This is a genomic window from Enterococcus gallinarum (genome assembly GCF_021496385.1).
Taxonomy (GTDB): domain Bacteria; phylum Bacillota; class Bacilli; order Lactobacillales; family Enterococcaceae; genus Enterococcus_D; species Enterococcus_D gallinarum.
Map to the genome: position 1 here is coordinate 73,004 of NZ_CP050816.1, position 18,722 is coordinate 91,725.

The window sequence follows — 18,722 nt, forward strand, 5'->3', positions numbered from 1 at the left end:
TGATATAATTAAAAAATCGGAGGTTTCGGAGGTCAAGAACTTGAAAATTATAGAGGTAAAAGAAAGAACGGCACCATTGATAGAACAGCTATTAACCATTTGGGAAAGTGCTGTAAGAGCAACGCATCTCTTTCTATCAGATCATGAAATAGAAGAAATCAAGACGTATGTACCACAAGCATTAAAAGAAATCCCCTATTTAATTCTCATAGAAAACGAAAATCAAGTACCTGTTGGCTTTATGGGGATCGTGGAGCAACATCTTGAAATGCTCTTTATTGCTAACGAAGAAAGAGGAAAAGGGTTAGGCAAAGAATTGCTTACATACGGCATAGAAAAATATTTGGTTAATGATTTAGCAGTGAATGAACAAAACCCGCTTGCAAAAGATTTTTATGAACACATGGGATTTAAAGTTTATAAAAAAACAGCGTTTGATGAACAAGGCAATCCATATCCACTAATTTATATGAGATTAGACAGATAACTATTCCAGTAGTTACTTTTTAGCAAGAGGTTATGCCATAAGTCATCATCCAACAAGTGAAACCAAATCATATTCTATTGCGATAGATTCCTCTGACTTTTGCGACGAGGAACCCCTGCACCGCAAGAGCAATACTATATCATGTTCGGATTTCACTTGTAGGAGACTTATGGCACAGCCCCTTTTTTTATTTATTATTGAATGAAGGATATAAAAAAAGGGCGTTTGTCTACCCCCTCAGAAGAACTCACTTAGAGAAGTCGCAGTTTCGCTTTTTGGCAACAAAAAAAGCTGATTTTCATCAGCTAATAGTTAATTAAAAAAAAATCAGACACATGGAGACTCCTGCTTAGTGCTGCTTCCTTCCGGATCTGACACGCTTCACAAGACCTCCATTGTCCTAGCCTTTCGGCAAAATTTAGTATAACGTATTTTTCTATAGATTACCAGACTTTTTTTGTTTTTTCTTTTGGCGCAATGCCCGAAAAAAATCTTTTAGCACTTGCCCGCACGCTTCTTCCAAGATCCCGCCTTCTACGTAGGACCAATGGTTGAAACGCTCATCTTCCAACAGATTCAGCAAAGAACCGGCAGCACCGCCTTTTGGATCGTAGGCGCCAAAGTAAACTTCTTCGACACGAGCCAGCATCATTGCACCACTACACATAGGACAAGGCTCCAATGTAACAAATAGCTGCGCTTGTTCTAAGCGCCAGCTTTCGATGGCTTGGCAGGCTTGTTGGATGGCAAACATTTCGGCATGAGCTGTTGCCTCTTGCTGTTTTTCCCGCAAGTTGTGTCCTCGGCCAATAATTTGCCCCTCTAAGACGACAACTGCCCCGATGGGGACTTCGGCGATTGCTTCCGCTTTTTGCGCTTCTTTCAGTGCTTCACGCATAAAATATTCTTTTTCACTTTGTGTGAGGGTACTTTCTTTCTTCAAAATGATTCCTTTCAATTCTCAATTGGGATAAACATGGAAAGCTGACACTGACTCTATAGAAAAGCTCTGGCAATTTCTTAACGCAGTCATTCAGTAGCCGTACCTGTTCCAGTTGCTATGGCTCCCAATTCCTATTTTCCTTTTCTCTGAACAAAAAAGAAGCGCCAAATGAAGCCTAGTCAAACAACTGCTATGGCAGGACAACCACTGGCAGGTTCTTTCAACGATCTTCTGGCCGCTTCTAACAGCATTTTCTCCAAGGAGATATTAGCTTAAAAGACTGCATCAATAAAGCTAGTCAACTTGTCTTTGACATTCTCTGTTGCATCTTTGACGTTATCTCCATAAACCGAGACTTTATGACGGCTGTCTTTGACTTTCTTCATGACGCCGAGCAATGCATCTAAATCTTTATCTGTCAAATCATCGACGACACCTAATAATTTTTCGTTGCCATTAAATTTGTCGTCAACAAACTTTTTCACTTTGTGACGGTTGCAAGCGAAGCGTACTTTGTTCACGACTTTGTCTGAGACAACGACTGCTGTTGAGATGCCAGCAATTGCCGCAATACTTAATCCAATCGTTACTTTTGTTGATGTTTTCATATCGATCAGCTCCCTTTATTTGCTACTTCTATGATAGCACGACCGATCAAATAAAAATACTATTTCGTTTATTCCAGAGTGAACCGCAATCCTTTCGGGAAGAAGTTTTTCACCACACCTTGCACTTGTTTGCCGAAGCCAATCGGGACCTCAGCCACCTTCAAGACGACCCAGCCTTCATTTCCAGGTACCGTAATCGTTTCACCAGCCACGTACTTCTGCCACTGAGCTAACTCAATTGACAAGAAAGGTGCTTCATCATTTTCTTTGATCGCCATTGCCAATGCAAAACTCGGTTCGATACGATTCTTTTTCACAGTCCCTACGTGAAGCCCTGGACGCAATACGCGAACCCCTTTTAGTGATGGTAATTCACTAGGTACTAACCACAGATGATCCCCAAAAAGCTGGATATCGGCAGTAGTCTCTTTTAAAAATGGATAGTTTTCTTGGAAAGATTGCCAAAGTGATCGCGTGACAGAATCAATCCCAGAAGCTTTTTTGGCTTTTTTGGTTTTCTTTGGTTTGGCTATGTTCTCCGATCCAAGATAGGTCAGCTTTGCGGCAAAATGACCTTCCCCTTGATTTTTGTGAGGCCATAACCGAATCGTCTTTTCAATGCCGTTCATCGGTGCCCAATCGTGGCGTCCATGAGACACATTTTCCAATTCAATCGGTTCAATGGAAAAAGGATATGCTGAGACCAGCCATTCAATGATGGCTTCATTTTCTTCAGGTGCAAACGTGCAAGTAGAGTAGATCAACTGTCCGCCAGGCTTTAACATCGCAACCGCTTCAGCCAAAATCTCCTTCTGGCGCTGAGCGCACTGCAGTGGCGAATCAGCTTGCCATTCCGCGATGGCCACAGGATCTTTGCGGAACATTCCTTCTCCTGAGCAAGGAGCATCCACCACGATTTTGTCAAAAAATTGTGGAAAATGCGGCGTCAGTTCTTGCGGCGCATGGTTCGTCACCACCACATTACTGATCCCCCATCGTTCAACGTTTTCCGATAAGATTTTTGCGCGTTTAGTAAAAATCTCATTGGAAACCAATAAACCTTTGCCTTGCATCTGACTTGCTAATTGCGTGGTTTTCCCTCCAGGCGCTGCACAAAGATCGAGCACTTTTTCTCCTGGTTGTGCATCTGCGATCGTCGCAACGATCATCGCGCTTGGTTCCTGACTGTAGACATACCCCGCTTGATGAAGCAGTGATTTCCCTTTGACTTCTCCAATATAGGCGTTCATTGCGTATGGTGCTGGACTTTTATCCGGTCCAAACATTTCCAGCATCGAGATGGCTTGTGGCTTCAACGGATTCAAGCGAAATCCTTTTACTGGATGCCCTGTTTCTAAAGCAGTAAAAAAGGCCGCCGCTTCGGCTCCTAGTAACTGCTGATATTTGGTAATGAATGCTGCTGGTAATTTCAAGATGATCCCTCCTAAGCTCTCTTATCATAGCGAGTGCTCAGCGATTGCGCAAGTAGCGTTAGGCAATTTTGAAAAAAATGTGACAAAAATCAACAGAAGGAAATCAAACCTAAAATAGGTCAGCAAAGGATCGTTCGTTCGAAAACGATTTACGCTATCCATTGCCCATTCACTGCTGATTTTGTCACAGTCTTTCGTTATTGCTGTAGGTATCGTTGAAATCGATCAATAGCATATCTACAGTGTTTTTTTTGTACTGCTGGCATCTATCATCTGCTACTTATCATTGTTGTTTCGATAGGTCCGCGCTCATTTAAATAAAGATTTCTTGATGGTCTTTTCGATGAACGGCACTGAGGCGTAATCATCCCAGAACTTGATCAGCGGACCAACTAGAAAGGCACTGATAAATGTCCCAATCCCGATCGGTCCACCTGTGATCCAGCCGAGTGTCGCAAAAGCCACATCTTGGATCACTCTGACGACCCGATAATTCGCTTTCGTTCGATCAACGATCGTCGGTGCGATCGCATCATAAGGCGCACTTCCCACTTTTGCTGACATATAGAAGGAAGCACCAAAGGTAAAGAACAGAATACCGATCACTAAAAAGAGCCCTTTTTGCAGCCAACCTTCCGGAGAAACTGCGAAAAGTTCAAAGATTTTCGTATAAAAATCAATAAAAAAGCCCGTCAAGACCATATTGATCACTGTGCCGATCCCAATATGCCGACGACCAAAAAAGAAAATCAAGATCAACAAAACGAGATTGATCATCAATTGATAGACGCCTAATGAAAGACCTAACCGTTCACCTGTTCCAATATTGGCAGCTGTATACGGATCCAGCCCGACGCCACCTACGCGAAGCAAGGAGGCGCCAAAACCGATGATAGCTACCCCGATCAACGCAAAAAGCGACCGCAGCCATGTTTCTTTTTTCATTTATTCCCCACCTTTTTCTTTTTATTATAACGACAATTTCAAAAAAAAGGAAACTTGAGCATTCTCAAGTCTCCTTCTTTTCATTAGTCGCGGCGATTGTTATTGCCGAATAAAATAATCAAACGTAGTAATTGCAGCAATGTCGCAACTGCAGCTGCCACATAAGTCAAGGCTGCAGCAAACAATACTTTACGGGCCTGCGGTACTTCTTCTTCCGTTAAGAGACCGCCATCGGCTAAAATCCGTAACGCTCGTCTTGAAGCATCAAATTCGACTGGCAACGTCACCAATTGGAAAATAAATGCTAACGAGAATGCTAATATCCCCAGATTGATTAGGAAGGACCCTCTCAAAAGAACCCCGATCAAAATCAACGGGATCGACACCGCGGAACCAATATTAGCTACTGGGACGATCGCATGCCGGATACGCAATGGGAGATACCCTTTAGCATCTTGCACAGCATGCCCGCATTCATGGGCTGCCACTCCGATTGCTGCCACAGAAGTTGATTGTGCAGTTGCTTGAGATAGACTTAGCATCTTGTTGCCGGAATTATAATTATCAGTCAAATCTCCTGCGATAGCTTGGACGCCGACATTGTTGATGCCTTGGCTTTCCAAAATATACTGAGCCGCCTTGGTCCCGGTGATATTGTTTCTACTGCTTATTTTATCGTATTTGCTAAACGTGCTTTTAACGTATGCTGAAGCCGCCATCGAGATCACCATCCCGATAATGACTAAAATGAATGTTGGATCATAAAACCAACCAAAACCGTATCCACCGATTCCATACACGATGAAATCCCTCCCTTTCGTCTTTGACCTTATTTTACCATTAAATGGATGAAAATATTATGAAGAGGTATGGAAGATTCTGTTTTTAAAGTTTTTTTACAAATTCTGACTTCAATTTCATGGCACCGAAACCATCGACTTTACAATCGATATTGTGATCCCCTTCTACCAGACGAATGTTTTTGACTTTGGTTCCTTGTTTGATGGCACCAGAAGCACCTTTGACTTTCAAATCTTTGATGACCGTCACGGCATCGCCATCCTGAAGAACATTTCCGTTGGCATCTTTGACGACAGCAGCAGTTTCTTCTGTTTCCTGCCATTCATTGCCACATTCAGGGCAGACAAACAAGCCGCGATCCTCATAGGCATAGGCGGATTGACAAACTGGACAATTTGGAATTTGAGACATATTCTTACTCCTCGTAGTGATGTATTCTGTGTTTATTCAACGATCGAGCACGATCGTGAAAAAATAAACATAACTGTAGCATACAAAATTTCTGACTATCCTGCAATATCCTGCACAAAAAAATGCAATCGATAGAACAAACTAAGTTCTATCGATTGCATTTGATGATCTTCTCAGTTCTAGCTAAAGATGGCTTCTAAGAATAAGGCTTCCATAAGAACTGTCGCCTAAATGATTCTATGAACAGGATAATTCCGTCGCAAGACAACCCTCAGTCTAAAAATAGATTTTCGTCTAAAATACGCCCTTCAGAAACAAAAATCGCATCCCCAATCAGTTGGAGCTCCTCTGATGCAACTTCGACTCGCAGCTCTCCGCCTAAAACATGCAGCACAAGATTGGCTTGCGTTTGTTCCCGGCGTCGCGCCACCGCATAAACAGTTGCCCCAGATCCGGTCCCACAAGCATACGTAAAGCCTTCGACTCCCCGTTCGTAGGTTCGGACAACAAGTTCCCCTGCTGAATCGGCATCGTAGAAATTCACATTGGCGCCTTTAGGAAATGCTGACCAATAGCGAATCCGTTGTGCTAAATCTGTCAATGCATCGAGGGATGTTTCTTGCAGACCGGGATACTTCACCACCGCATGAGGGATTCCTGGATCACCTAACTCGATATAATCAACGACAGGAACCTCTCTGTCAGCGAAAGGTTGGTCAAACTTCGCAACGGTGGGGGGATTTAACGTCACTTTGTACTGCTGCCGATCCAATCGCCAAGCAGGAACAGGTCCTGCAACGGTCTCGATCACCATTGCTTCTGAAGCAACCTTATTTTCATAAGCATAGCGAGCGATACAGCGTGCACCATTGCCACACATTTCCGCTTCCGTGCCATCCGCATTATAAAAACGCATGCGGAAATCTCCCGTTCCTTCGGGATGATCGACAGCCATCAACGCGTCTGCGCCGATTGAAAATTTCCGCTGACAAACTTGGGCTGCTAACTTAGCCAACTGTTTCGAAGAAAAATTATAGCGACGATTGTCGATCACAATAAAATCATTACCAGCACCTTGCATCTTGGTATAAACGATTTCCATGATTTCACCTGCTTTTTTTATTCTTTCATCAAAAACGAAGGGATACGTTCATTTTGAATCAACTGCTGGAAAGTCTGACGTTCAACCACCAATTCCGCGTGTCCCTTTTCAACAAAAACTACCGCTGGAATCGCAAGTTTATTGTAATTGCTAGCCATTGAATAACCATACGCTCCCGTCGCAAAAGTCGCAAAAAGATCTCCCGTCTCTACTCTGGGTAATTGCAGATCTTTGACTAAGATATCCGTGCTTTCACAAGCCTTGCCAGAAATCGTAACTGTCTCTGTGGCAGCTTCTGCTGCCCGATTGGCTAGAATCCCCGTATATTCAGCTTGATAAAGACCGGGACGAATGTTATCTGTCATGCCGCCATCAATACTGGCATAGGTTCGAATCTGTGGCAATGTCTTGATCGTACCAATAGTATGCAGACTGATACCTGCTTCCGCTACAATACTACGCCCAGGCTCGATCACCACAGTCGGACGTTGGAGCTGATGCGCTTGGCAGAACGTTTCAATCGTCGCCATCACCGGGTCCAAAAAGTAAGAATAGGGTTGACGAATATCCTTTTCCGTATAGCGGACACCAAATCCGCCGCCAACATTCAACTCTTTAACAGTATAGTCAAATCGATGATGGATTTCTAGAACTAATGCTAGCGCAGCCTCTGTCGCAGCAATATGGGAATGATTGTCAGACAATTGACTTCCGATGTGGAAATGCAACCCATAAAAATCGATTTCCGGTGCGTCAATCACTTCTTCAATCAAAGGAAATAAAATCTCTTCATCCAATGGGATCCCAAATTTTGAATCTTTCTGTCCAGTTGAAATAAACGCATGGGTCTGGACATTCACTTCTGGTGTGATTCGGAACATCACTTTTGCTTTCCGCTGTTTCTCTTGACATAGCGCTCGAATCAAACCGATCTCCTGACTGCCATCGACAATGATCCGACCTACACCATAATCGATCGCTAATGCCAATTCATCAATAGATTTATTGTTGCCATTGAATTCGATTTGTTCCGCTGGAAATCCTGCTTGGATGGCTGTGTATAGTTCACCGCCACTAACAACATCCAAAGACAGGCCTTCCTCATCGATCAACCGCAGCATGGCTAGTGTATTGAAGGCTTTCGAAGCATAGGCAGCTCGGGTGTTTTCATAGCGAGACAGAAATTCCTCGCGAATAGCACGACATTGAGTGCGAATCTCGGTCACCGAAAAAACGTACAAGGGTGTGCCAAATTCTTTTGCTAATGCCACTGTATCGCATCCATCCCAAAACAGGTGATTGTCTTTAATCTCTTTGATCATTACTGCGCTCCTCTCTTAGCACCTGACTCTGATTCAATCTTTCAATCAATCGCAGGTAGCACTCAATGCCTCCTAATAAGACTTTCTCATCAAAATTCATCTTGCTGCTGTGCAGCGGATAGGTATACCCTTTTTCTTCATCCCGAGTCCCGACAAAGAAAAAGACACCAGGGATCTCTTTTTGGTACATGGAGAAATCTTCCGCTAACATGTACGGCGGTGTCTCGATATAACTGTCGCCAGCAACATCCCGAACAGCATCTACCATGTCTGGATCATTGTCTACCACCCGATACAAGTGTTCGAAAGAAACTTCTGCTGAACAGCCATACCCTTTAGCAATCTCTTCAGCCGCCAATTTTACTCGTTGCGTCAATGTTTCATAGACCCCATCTTCAAAAGCCCGCATCGTTCCGTTCAACACGACTTCTCCGGGAATAATATTTTCTGCATCTCCTCCGCGAATCTTGCCGAATGTAATGACGGCCGAAGACAATGGACTAATGTTGCGAGAAACGATTGCATGGAGACCTTGAATGACCGCAGCTGCCGCTAAGATCGCATCGCTGCCTTGATGAGGTTGGGCCCCGTGAGCACTTTCTCCCAGGACTCGAATCGTGATCTCGCCATTTCGAGCCATCATTGGTCCCTTGCGGCAAGCAATCACACCTTCAGGATAGTCTGGAAAAACATGCAGACCGATAATCTGATCAATCGCAAAATCGGTTAAGATTCCTTCATCAATCATTAGCTGCGCACCACCAGGGCCTTCTTCTGCTGGCTGAAAAATCAACACAATGGTCCCGCGAACAGCTTCCGGGTAATCGGATAAGTACTTTGCAAAACCTAAAAGCGTCGCCATATGTCCATCATGTCCACAAGCATGCATTTTGCCGAGATGTTGCGAGGCAAAAGGAGCATTCGTTTCTTCCTTGATAGGCAATGCATCGATATCCGTGCGGAATGCTAACGTCTTCCCTGGTTTTTCACTGCGAAAAACAGCAATCAATCCGGTATCCAGAACCGGATAAATTTCTTTGATCCCGAAAGACTGCAACTGTTTAAGCAAATATTCCTTCGTTTTGAATTCTTCTAATCCTAACTCGGGAATCTTATGTAGTTCCCGTCGAAAACGAACCACGTCTTCGATTAATTTCATTACTGCTTGAGATAATTGCATTCGTGGGCACCTTTCTTTCATTTGATCAGCAATATCGGCTGAAAATGTATGGATATCCACATTTCCATTGATATTGGATAATATTATAGTATATAATTCGAATAATCTATAGTATAAATAATCAAAATTTTTTGATTTTTAGTACAATTAGAGAAAGAGTAAAAAGGTTGAAAGGATGTGGAGTAGTTTGACGATTTTTAAAGGTTCTGGCGTTGCATTGATCACCCCGATGTTTCATGATGGTTCGGTGGATTTCGACAAGTTGAAGTCACTGGTTGAGTGGCATATCCAGCAAGGCAGCGATGCATTGATCGCTTGTGGAACGACCGGTGAAGCCTCAACATTGAACGATGAAGAACACATTGCTGTTATCGAGGCGGTTGTCAAGCAGGCTGCGGGCCGCATTCCTGTGATCGGTGGCACTGGTTCAAACAATACGCAACATGGGATCCATCTTTCCCAAGAAGCAGAGCGTGTCGGTGCCGACGCATTATTGGTTGTAACCCCTTATTACAACAAAGCAACAAAAAAGAGTTTGGTTACTCATTACAAGGCAATTTGTCAAAGCGTTGAACTGCCTGTCATCTTATATTCGGTCGCATCAAGAACAGGAATGAACTTGACTTACGACATGGTTGCTGAATTAAAAGAGATTCCGAATGTCAAAGGAATCAAAGAGGCCAGTGGAGATATCTCACAAATTGCGTCTATCGCGCAACTAGTGGATGATGAATTTACTCTCTATTCCGGCAATGATGATCAAGTCACACCAATCTTAGCATTAGGCGGTTCTGGTGTGATTTCGACGATCGGTAATATTGCCCCTAAACAAACAGCGACTTTGGTGGCAGATTTTCTTTCTGGAAATATTCAAGCAGCGATTCAGGAGCAGTTACGACAAAAACCTTTGATCGATGCGATTTTTAGTGAAGTCAATCCAGTGCCCATCAAAGCGGCGGTTTCCTTATTAGGAAAGTCTGACTTGCACTATCGGTTGCCATTAGGACCGCCTGAGAAAGAAACAATCAACCGTCTAAAAAAAGAAATGTCCGCTTATGGGCTTTTATAAGGAGGCAATCAAGTGAGACATATTTTATTGAGCGGTGCCAATGGTCGAATGGGAAAAGTTTTGCAGCACATGATTGCTGGACATGCTGAATTTGTGATCAGTGCTGGATTAGACCGTCACACGGAAGCAACTGGCGACTTTCCAATCTATTCTGCACCAGAAGCAGTCAAAGAACCTGTTGATTTGGTGATCGATTTTTCACATCATAGCAATGTAGCAGGCCTCCTTGACTTCTGTGTTGCCAACCAACTGCCCATCGTTGTGGCTACGACTGGTTTAAGTCAAGCAACCCAAGAAAAAATGGTCGCCGCTGCTCAAAAGATTCCTGTTTTTTATTCTGCGAATATGTCCGTGGGGATCAATGTATTGATCAAAGCCCTAAAAGCGATCACCCCACCTTTGGAAGCAGATTTCGATATTGAAATCATTGAAAAACATCACAATCAAAAAATCGATGCGCCAAGCGGAACTGCATTGTTACTGGCAGACAGCATCAATGAAAGTTGTCAAGAACCAAAAGAATATCTTTATGGCCGTTCTGGCAACGATCTGACCAATGATCGAAAACAATTAGGTATTCACGCGGTTCGCGGTGGCACGATCCCGGGCGAACACACGGTGATCTATGCAGGTGCAGACGAGATCATTGAGCTGAAACATACCGCATTATCACGGGATATTTTTGCCAATGGTGCGTTGAAGGCTGCCGAATATCTTGCACAACAACCTGCTGGACTATATGACATGGAAAATCTACTTGACAAGTAAAGGTGGTAACGTATGACTGAATTACAATTTTCTGATCCTTATCAATTAGCCAAATACATCAAAGAAGCCAATAAGCAGACCCCAGTCAAAGTCTATTTGAATGGAGATCTATCTGCCTGTTCTTCCGAGACACTGAAAATTTTTGGGGCTGGCTCCTTTTACTTTATTGTTGGAGACAGTCAAGAAGTAGCTGATTTTCTAACGGCCAATCAAGAGAAAATCACTGATTTCTATTTAGAAAATGACCGTCGGAATTCTGCGATCCCTCTGTTGGACTTAACAACAGTCGATGCTCGGATCGAACCAGGGGCTTTCATTCGTGATCAAGCAATCATTGAGAAGAATGCGGTCATCATGATGGGAGCGGTCATCAATATTGGTGCCGTTGTCGGCGAAGAAACAATGATCGATATGGGGGCGATTTTAGGCGCCCGGGCTACTGTCGGTAAAAAAGCCCATATCGGAGCTGGGGCTGTTTTAGCTGGTGTCTTAGAGCCACCTTCAGCTAGCCCAGTGATTATCGAAGATCATGTGTTGATCGGCGCCAATGCCGTAGTCCTTGAAGGTGTTCGTGTCGGTGAAGGTGCTGTGGTTGCTGCTGGATCTGTAGTCACAGAAGATGTACCGGCAGGGGCTGTAGTTGCTGGTTCCCCGGCTAAAGTCATCAAGATGAAAGATGAAAAGACGGCTAGTAAAACCGAGTTTCTTGACGATTTACGGGGCTGATCTCGCCTGTTGCAACTTGCAAAAAAGCGTATGACCCGCGAGTCATACGCTTTTTTTATTTGCGTAATTTTTTACTACAGTTATTTACTACAATCAAAAACTCACCGATCATTCCCATAGCAAGTCCTAAGATTCCTCGCTGTTGGTTTTTTCTTCTGCAAAAGAACACTGATCACGACGAATAAAGTCTATGCTTGTTCTCGAAAAGCTGAAACTGCGGTCTGGATTTCTTGATAGATGGCTGCCACTTCTTCCAGATCCGCTGCATTCGCTCCGCTGGCAAGCGGATGTCCGCCACCATGATGACGTTTGGCGATCTCATTGATCACAGGTCCTTTCGAACGCATCCGGACCCGATAATAGCCTTCTGGCTGCTCAACAAAAATTGCCCATGCTAAGACATCTTCAATCTTCCCTGGTAAGGACACGATAGCAGATGTTTCTGAATCAACAACGCCAAAACGCTGCTGAATCTCATTTGTCAGAATCACTTTGCCAGCTCCTAGTGAATCAACTTCTAAATTTTCAAAGACATAGCCGGAAAGACGAGCCACTGCTCTGGAAACCTGATCAATCTCACGATTGATTTTTGGTGCATCAAAACCATAATCCAACAAATCAGCTGCGTAACGCAATGTCGCGGAGGTCGTTGCTGGGTACAGGAAACGACCCGTATCCCCTACGATTCCGGCATAAAGCAGGCGCGCAGCTTCTTGCGACATAGTAAGTTCTTCAGCGAACATTTTCCAGAATGCCGTAATCATTTCACTGCAGCTGCTAGCAGTAGTATCCACCCAGACCAAATCTCCATAAGGTTCGTCATTAGGATGGTGATCGATTTTGATCAATTTTGCACCATTGGCATAGCGCTGATCACTGACTCTTGGTGAATTGGCGGTATCGGTCACGATCACTAAGGCATTTTTGTAGACTTCATCCGAAATCTCCTGCATTTCTGCTAAGTAGTCTAGCCCTTCAACAGGCCCTCCCACTTGATAGATCGCTTTTTCAGGAAAACTAGCTCGTAAAATTTCTGCCAATCCAACTTGTGACCCTAGTGCATCCGGATCAGGTCGCTGATGGCGGTGAATAATAATTGTCTGATATTCCTTAATTGCTGTCAATATTTCCTCTTGTACGTTCATTGCATATCTCCATTTTCTAAGCATTTATCTGATGACTGCTGTTCGAATTAAGGGCGCTCCATTACTTGGCAGACGACAATTGCTTTAGCTACCATGGAATTTTCGATATAGACTTCAATATCGATCTTAGCAGATCGGCGCCCCAGCTCCAAAATTTTGGGCTGAATAATGATCTCACTTTCTAATTGGATCAAGCGGAAATAGTGTAGATTCACTTGTTCGATCCAGCTGTTTCGCCGCTGATTGACTTGCATCGTTCGTTTGGCAGCATTGGCGATCACTTCACTGAGCACACCAAAAGAAATCGTTCCTACTTCATTGACCATTTGTGGAGTCACAGCGAAACGAAAGTTTGGCTGTGCCAATTTATTGCCTTCAAAATCTTGTTCAATGATTTGGATCTGACCAGAAATCTGATCAGAGATCGTATCGGAAATCTGGGTCTGTCTTTGGACTAGTTGCATCGCCTTCATAATGTCTTGCCGAGTCACGATCCCGATCAAAGATAAGTCATCTGCTACTACTGGCATCACTTCCAAGCCATCCCAAATCATTTGATGACTGGCAGAAGCAACACTCATCTCTTTTTTCACGACTCGCGGTTCACGAGTCATGATTCGTTCAATGATTTGCGTATCGGGTTTTTCCAAAACATCTTTTGCCGTAATGATCCCAACCACGCGCATGTTCTTGTTAACTACCGGATAGCGAGAATGATTGGTTTCTTCTGAAAGACGTTTATAGTCTTTGACAGTGTCAAACGTATGCAGATACTTTGTTTTTTCCAGCGGCATATAGATATCGCTAACGAGCATAATATCTTTTTTGATCAGCTGGTCACTCAATGCCCGGTTGATCATCGTTGCAACGGTAAACGTATCATAAGTCGTCTGCAATATTGGCAGTTCCAGCTTATCGGCCAAACGACAGTTTTCTTCTGATGTTTCAAACCCACCAGTGATCAAGACAGCAGCACCATCTTCTAATGCTAATTGGTGAACTTCATTTCGATTCCCTACGATCACGAGCGATCCCGGGGTGATATATCGTTCCATTGCTGATTCTTTCATCGCACCGATAACAAACTTATTCAAGTCCTTATCTAGACCGGCTGCGCCTCCTAGAACCTCTCCTTCAATGATTTGTACGACTTCTCCAAAGGTCAATTTTTCAATATGTTTTTTTAACTTACGCTCGATTCTAATGGTTCCTACCCGTTGAATGGTAGAGACCAGACCGATATTTTCTGCATCTTTGATTGCCCGATAGGCGGTTCCTTCACTGACACCTAAATCCTTTGCGATTCCCCGTACTGAAATACGGTCTCCTACCGGCAAACTTTCGATATGCGCTAAAATCAAGTCATGTTTCGTCGCCATAATTTTCTCCTAGTTAATAAAATCCGTCAATCAGACGGTCAACAATCAATCGATTCTCCCACAGCCAAAACGGTGCCTACTCCCTCAGGCAGCAAGTCGATAAAAGCGGCGGGATCTTGTTTGATCAGTGGGAATGTGTTGTAGTGAACTGGTACAACTTTTTTTGCTTTCAATAAGTGGGCAGCTGCGGCTGCATCTTTAGGTCCCATAGTGAAGTTATCACCAATCGGCAAGAAAGCCACATCGATCGCAAATTGTTCGCCAATCAGTGCCATATCACCAAAGAGGGCTGTATCCCCCGCGTGATATATTGTTTTGCCTTCCGCTTCTAAAATGATTCCCGCTGGGTTTCCCATATAGATCATCTTGCCGTCTTCTTCCAGACCGGAACTGTGCTGAGCTTGAACGAACCGTACCTTGCCAAAGGGAAAAGTATATGAGCCGCCGATATTCATACCGTGGGTCTTCGTTACTCCCTTACTTGTTGCATACTGACAAACTTCCACTACACTGATAATAGGTGCTTCTGTACGTTTGGCAATCGCCACCATATCTCCTACATGGTCTCTGTGCCCATGAGTGATCAGCAGCCAGTCTGGATCAACTGTTTCTGCATCCAGATCAGTCATAGCGTTTCCATTTATAAAAGGGTCAAACAACAACTTTTGTCCATCTTCCAACTCGATCGAAAGAACCGCGTGTCCATGAAAAGTAATCTTCACAACAATTACCCCTTTCCTATTCATAAGTAATACAGACTAATATTTTCTATTATAACAGACTAATACAAAATTCCAAACAATCAATTCGGTGTATCCATTTCATTCATGACGTTATTCTTCTCTTAGTCAAGAAATCACAAAAAAACTGTTCTAGTCTTCAGAAAAAAGAACTAGAACAGTTTTTTTAGGTTCGCAGCTTACAGAGAGTGTTTCTGGAAGCCACCTTGTTTTTTGATACGCCACATAGTCATCAATAGGGCCACAGCACATAAAAGAAACGCACCGAAGAAGGTAACTTTCATTCCATAATTGAAGATATCTGGTCGTCCATTGATATACGTCGTCACATGCTGACCATAGGCACTGCTCATCGCAGAATATAGAATCGTTGTGGACATTGCAATCCCTAGCACCATGCCTAGATTACGAGCAAAAGAGTTCAAGCTACCGGCCACTCCCAAATTTTCTTTGGTCACGCTGCTCATGACCATGGTATTATTCGGCGATTGGAACAAGGAATTTCCTAATCCCATGATTGCTGTAGCCACCACATAATACCAAATAGGTGTATGCTGGTTCATAAACATGTACATCAGTTGGGTAATCGATAGTAAGGCCAAGCCAATCAACACCAAGATTTCTGGACCGACTTGGTCTGTCAAATAACCGCTGATAGGCGATCCGATGACCATCATCAAAGGAAAGACCATCATCAACATCCCGGCTACACTTGGAGTCAACCCACGGGCATTTTGCAGATAAAATGGAATCACGACATTAACAAAAAAATTAGCAGAAAAGATCAGAAGTGCCGTAAACAAACTTAACGTAAAAATTTTATTTCGGAAAATGCTGAAAGTAATCAGCGGCATCGCCACCCGTTTTTCTACTTGAATAAAAGCAATAAAAGCAATGATTGCAACGAAAATCAATACTAATGGCAACCATGTCAAGAAGCCTTGCTCCTGACCGATGAAAATTCCACCGAAAAAGGTCAAGATCGCCACAGAGAATAGACCAAATCCACTTTTATCGATGGAGTTGCGGCTCATGGTGATATCTTTGGGTAAAATTTTCTCCCCGGCAATCATAGTCAGAATTCCGACAGGAACATTGATCCAAAAAATATAAGGCCATGAAAAATGAGACAATATGATCCCGCCTAGTCCTGGACCAGCAATTGATCCTAGCGACACGAAAGCGCCGATCATCCCCAGTGCCCGTCCTCGCTCACTAATAGGAAATACTTCCGTAATGATTCCAGTATTTGTTGCCATCGTCATACTTGCACCGATCGCTTGGACGACTCGTGCAAAGAGCAAAAAAGCCAACGAATGGTTGAACCCGCACAATAAAGAACCGATGGTAAAAATCAACATGCCGAGACGAAAGACCTTGATTTTCCCCAAACTATCGCCAATCTTACCAAATAGCAACAAACAAGCACAAACCACCATCAAATAAACCGACACGACCCATTCCGCTTGGTTCATGGGTACGGACATATTTGCCGATATCGTCGGCAACGCAATATTCACGATGCTGCCGTCTAATGTAGACATAAACGTGAACATCGCAACAGCAATCAAGATCCACCATTTTCTCTGCTGGACAAGCGTATCTTCTTGATAACTTTTCACTCAAAACCATCCTTTCGATCCAATCAATTTTCTTTTAACACGAGTTTCTTCGTGGAATTGTTTTTTATCCAGACATCACTCCAGCATCCGGACAAGTCAAATTAGCCAGACTGACAAAAATAACTGACACGCCTCGAGAGACCCCGCCAATCCGCACCGGAAAACAGGAGCAATTTCAATGTTTGTTTATTGGAACACTTGCTTTAGACAACACCCTGTCAATGAAGACCTGGATATTATCGATCGGACAATGTTCTCGTATTTCTGCGCTATGTATCTAAAGAGACACCACAAAAAATCAAAGCAAAAACTAGGACGTTTGTAGCTGGCGTCCTAGTTTTCTGGATGTTTTATTTGCGTGATCGATTTCTTTGACTGGATTCCATGATCACAGGCAAGATCACTGGTCGGCGTTTTGTCTGTTCAAACAAGAAGCGACTTAAGCGATCTCGAATGTCTTGTTTCAATTTGCTCCATTCAAACTCTTCATCATGCAAATGTTTTTCAACGATCTCTGCAACGATCTCACCACTTTCCCGAATCAAATCACGACTTGCTTTGACATAAACAAAGCCGCGGGAAGTGATTTGCGGTGCTGCAATGATTTTCTTTTCGCGACGGTTGATCGTTACGACTGCGACGAAAATACCGTCTTCAGATAAGACTTTACGATCGCGTAAAACAATATTGCCGATATCACCGACACCGATCCCATCGATCATGACATTCTCAGCTGGTACAGCACCAGCTGAATGCATTTCGCCTTTTTTGTATTCTAAAACATCCCCGCGTGCGGTAATGAAAATATTCTTTAACGGAATGCCCACTTCATGAGCCAAGTCCACATGTGCTGCCAACTGACGATATTCTCCTTGGATTGGTAGGAAATACGTTGGCTTCATTAAATTCAGCATCAATTGCAGATCATTCGGATTCGCATGACCGGAAACACGAAAATTATCTGAAATTTGCTTCACGGTTCCACCCGCTCGGTAAATGATATCTTCCGTTTTGGCAACGACCGTTTCCATAGCTGCCGTAGGCGTCGTCGTAATATAAACGAGATCCCCTTCTTGAATCCGTAATGTACGATGTGTTCCGTTCGCCATTTTCTGCAATGCTTTGATCGGTTCACCCATACGGCCAGTCTCTAGAATAAGCAATTGCTCCTTGGCATACTTTTTCATTTCTTTTTGGGTGATCAGCAAATCCTCTGCTGGTAATTTTAGTTTACCTAACTTCATCGCAGTGCGGATGATCCGTCCAAAGTCCTGACCAGTCAAAACTACTTTTCGTCCGGAACGATATGCTGCATCCAGCACTTGTTGAACCCTCTGCAGATTGCTGGCTACACTTGCGACAATGATCCGACCTTCCCAATAGCGAATGTTGTCAAACACTTCATCTTGAATCGTCAATTCAGAAGCAATCGGTGCTGGGTTTTCTGCATTTGTTGAGGTGCTCAGCAATGCCAGAACGCCTTCTTTACCGATCTCTGCCAAACGTCCGAAATCCGTTTGATACATTGGGATAGCTGTTTGATCAAATTTGAAATCCCCTGTATAGACGATATTTCCAGCGCTGGTTTTGACGCTGATTCCGACAGAATCAGGAATCGAATGCGTTGTCCGGAAAAAGCTGATGGTTGCATGACCAAAATCGATTTCTGAATGTTCATCAATGATATGGAAATCTTTGAATTTCTTTGTTGCTTCGTTTTTTGCTACGGTCAATTTTGCCAATTCGATCGTTAGCTCTGTTCCAAACACCGGAACTGGGACATTCTCCAAGAAATAGGGCAACGCCCCAATGGCGTCGGCATGTCCATGAGTCAAAAAGACCCCCGCTACGCGATCTGCGTTTTCTTCTAGATACGTGAAATCAGGAATGACCGTATCGATTCCCAATAACTCGTTTTCTGGATAACGGACACCGCAATCCAGAACAAATATATCCTCTCCAACTTCAGCAATGTACATATTTTTTCCGTTTTCACGTACACCACCGAGAGGAATGATTTTGATAGTTTCCAATCTATTCA

At 43.6% G+C, this 18,722-nt stretch carries 18 protein-coding genes and 1 other RNA gene; 4 read left to right on the forward strand and 15 right to left on the reverse strand.

Annotated elements, in window-relative coordinates; genetic code table 11:
* The first annotated feature begins 40 nt into the window (after nucleotides 1–40).
* Entirely contained in the window at nucleotides 41–487 is a 447-nt protein-coding gene (locus HED61_RS00350) for a GNAT family N-acetyltransferase (protein WP_219645427.1), read from the forward strand.
* 313 nt (nucleotides 488–800) lie between these two features.
* On the opposite strand, the gene ffs is transcribed toward HED61_RS00350, so the two are convergent.
* The 10 genes from ffs to HED61_RS00400 all read right to left on the reverse strand — a co-directional run bounded on the left by ffs (nucleotide 801) and on the right by HED61_RS00400 (nucleotide 9,232).
* Nucleotides 801–899, reverse strand: an RNA gene (gene ffs, locus HED61_RS00355) — signal recognition particle sRNA small type.
* Nucleotides 900–923: 24 nt separating this feature from the next.
* Nucleotides 924–1,430, reverse strand: a complete 507-nt coding sequence (gene tadA, locus HED61_RS00360; RefSeq protein WP_005472626.1) for a tRNA adenosine(34) deaminase TadA — start codon at nucleotides 1,428–1,430, stop codon at nucleotides 924–926.
* A gap of 272 nt (nucleotides 1,431–1,702) precedes the next feature.
* A complete protein-coding gene (locus tag HED61_RS00365; RefSeq protein WP_003128776.1) occupies nucleotides 1,703–2,038 on the reverse strand; it encodes a hypothetical protein in 336 nt (111 codons plus the stop codon).
* Between the two features lie 68 nt (nucleotides 2,039–2,106).
* Nucleotides 2,107–3,471 carry an RsmB/NOP family class I SAM-dependent RNA methyltransferase gene (locus HED61_RS00370; protein ID WP_219645428.1) on the reverse strand — a complete coding sequence of 455 codons (1,365 nt, stop codon included), beginning with the start codon at nucleotides 3,469–3,471 and terminating at the stop codon, nucleotides 2,107–2,109.
* A 309-nt stretch (nucleotides 3,472–3,780) separates the two neighbouring features.
* Entirely contained in the window at nucleotides 3,781–4,416 is a 636-nt protein-coding gene (locus HED61_RS00375; protein ID WP_003128773.1) for a YczE/YyaS/YitT family protein, read from the reverse strand.
* Nucleotides 4,417–4,499: 83 nt separating this feature from the next.
* Entirely contained in the window at nucleotides 4,500–5,216 is a 717-nt protein-coding gene (locus HED61_RS00380) for a zinc metallopeptidase (RefSeq protein ID WP_003128772.1), read from the reverse strand.
* 85 nt (nucleotides 5,217–5,301) lie between these two features.
* Nucleotides 5,302–5,628 carry a zinc ribbon domain-containing protein YjdM gene (locus HED61_RS00385; RefSeq protein ID WP_041120438.1) on the reverse strand — a complete coding sequence of 109 codons (327 nt, stop codon included), beginning with the start codon at nucleotides 5,626–5,628 and terminating at the stop codon, nucleotides 5,302–5,304.
* 271 nt (nucleotides 5,629–5,899) lie between these two features.
* The gene (dapF, locus tag HED61_RS00390) at nucleotides 5,900–6,730 is read right to left on the reverse strand and encodes a diaminopimelate epimerase (RefSeq protein ID WP_219645429.1); all 831 of its coding nucleotides are present in this window, start codon (nucleotides 6,728–6,730) and stop codon (nucleotides 5,900–5,902) included.
* 17 nt (nucleotides 6,731–6,747) lie between these two features.
* Nucleotides 6,748–8,052 (reverse strand): diaminopimelate decarboxylase, encoded by a 1,305-nt coding sequence (gene lysA / locus HED61_RS00395; RefSeq protein ID WP_195957589.1) that lies wholly within the window; start codon nucleotides 8,050–8,052, stop codon nucleotides 6,748–6,750.
* Nucleotides 8,036–9,232, reverse strand: a complete 1,197-nt coding sequence (locus tag HED61_RS00400; RefSeq protein WP_219645430.1) for a M20 metallopeptidase family protein — start codon at nucleotides 9,230–9,232, stop codon at nucleotides 8,036–8,038. Before HED61_RS00400 ends, lysA begins: the two co-directional genes overlap by 17 nt.
* A gap of 187 nt (nucleotides 9,233–9,419) precedes the next feature.
* Here HED61_RS00400 and dapA point away from each other — a divergent pair, with 187 nt between their 5' ends.
* Genes dapA through dapD form a run of 3 tightly spaced genes read left to right on the forward strand, consistent with a single transcriptional unit; the run spans nucleotide 9,420 to nucleotide 11,795 of the window.
* Nucleotides 9,420–10,301 (forward strand): 4-hydroxy-tetrahydrodipicolinate synthase, encoded by an 882-nt coding sequence (gene dapA, locus HED61_RS00405; RefSeq protein WP_219645431.1) that lies wholly within the window; start codon nucleotides 9,420–9,422, stop codon nucleotides 10,299–10,301.
* 12 nt (nucleotides 10,302–10,313) lie between these two features.
* Nucleotides 10,314–11,069 carry a 4-hydroxy-tetrahydrodipicolinate reductase gene (dapB, locus tag HED61_RS00410; protein ID WP_003128764.1) on the forward strand — a complete coding sequence of 252 codons (756 nt, stop codon included), beginning with the start codon at nucleotides 10,314–10,316 and terminating at the stop codon, nucleotides 11,067–11,069.
* Nucleotides 11,070–11,081: 12 nt separating this feature from the next.
* Nucleotides 11,082–11,795, forward strand: coding sequence for a 2,3,4,5-tetrahydropyridine-2,6-dicarboxylate N-acetyltransferase (dapD, locus tag HED61_RS00415; protein ID WP_103300402.1), 714 nt, complete (start codon nucleotides 11,082–11,084; stop codon nucleotides 11,793–11,795).
* 188 nt (nucleotides 11,796–11,983) lie between these two features.
* Here the strand turns inward: dapD and HED61_RS00420 are convergent, their stop codons facing one another.
* The 5 genes from HED61_RS00420 to HED61_RS00440 form a co-directional block, all read right to left on the reverse strand.
* Nucleotides 11,984–12,940 (reverse strand): DHH family phosphoesterase, encoded by a 957-nt coding sequence (locus HED61_RS00420; protein ID WP_003128762.1) that lies wholly within the window; start codon nucleotides 12,938–12,940, stop codon nucleotides 11,984–11,986.
* Nucleotides 12,941–12,987: 47 nt separating this feature from the next.
* Nucleotides 12,988–14,319: a DRTGG domain-containing protein gene (locus HED61_RS00425; RefSeq protein ID WP_003128761.1), complete on the reverse strand. Its 1,332-nt coding sequence runs from the start codon at nucleotides 14,317–14,319 to the stop codon at nucleotides 12,988–12,990.
* A gap of 38 nt (nucleotides 14,320–14,357) precedes the next feature.
* Complete coding sequence (locus HED61_RS00430; protein WP_219645432.1) at nucleotides 14,358–15,041, reverse strand: metal-dependent hydrolase; 684 nt, start codon at nucleotides 15,039–15,041, stop codon at nucleotides 14,358–14,360.
* 197 nt (nucleotides 15,042–15,238) lie between these two features.
* A complete protein-coding gene (locus tag HED61_RS00435) occupies nucleotides 15,239–16,681 on the reverse strand; it encodes an MFS transporter (protein ID WP_219645433.1) in 1,443 nt (480 codons plus the stop codon).
* A gap of 350 nt (nucleotides 16,682–17,031) precedes the next feature.
* Nucleotides 17,032–18,714 (reverse strand): ribonuclease J, encoded by a 1,683-nt coding sequence (locus HED61_RS00440; protein ID WP_219645434.1) that lies wholly within the window; start codon nucleotides 18,712–18,714, stop codon nucleotides 17,032–17,034.
* Nucleotides 18,715–18,722: the final 8 nt, after the last annotated feature.

What these genes read in the sequence shown, in the direction of transcription:
- HED61_RS00365 (WP_003128776.1), bottom strand. Translation starts at nt 2,038, where the DNA reads ATGAAAACATCAACAAAAGTAACGATTGGATTAAGTATTGCGGCAATT.
- HED61_RS00375 (WP_003128773.1), bottom strand. Translation starts at nt 4,416, where the DNA reads ATGAAAAAAGAAACATGGCTGCGGTCGCTTTTTGCGTTGATCGGGGTA.
- HED61_RS00385 (WP_041120438.1), bottom strand. Translation starts at nt 5,628, where the DNA reads ATGTCTCAAATTCCAAATTGTCCAGTTTGTCAATCCGCCTATGCCTAT.
- dapF (WP_219645429.1), bottom strand. Translation starts at nt 6,730, where the DNA reads ATGGAAATCGTTTATACCAAGATGCAAGGTGCTGGTAATGATTTTATT.
- lysA (WP_195957589.1), bottom strand. Translation starts at nt 8,052, where the DNA reads ATGATCAAAGAGATTAAAGACAATCACCTGTTTTGGGATGGATGCGAT.
- HED61_RS00400 (WP_219645430.1), bottom strand. Translation starts at nt 9,232, where the DNA reads ATGCAATTATCTCAAGCAGTAATGAAATTAATCGAAGACGTGGTTCGT.
- dapD (WP_103300402.1), top strand. Translation starts at nt 11,082, where the DNA reads ATGACTGAATTACAATTTTCTGATCCTTATCAATTAGCCAAATACATC.
- HED61_RS00420 (WP_003128762.1), bottom strand. Translation starts at nt 12,940, where the DNA reads ATGAACGTACAAGAGGAAATATTGACAGCAATTAAGGAATATCAGACA.
- HED61_RS00425 (WP_003128761.1), bottom strand. Translation starts at nt 14,319, where the DNA reads ATGGCGACGAAACATGACTTGATTTTAGCGCATATCGAAAGTTTGCCG.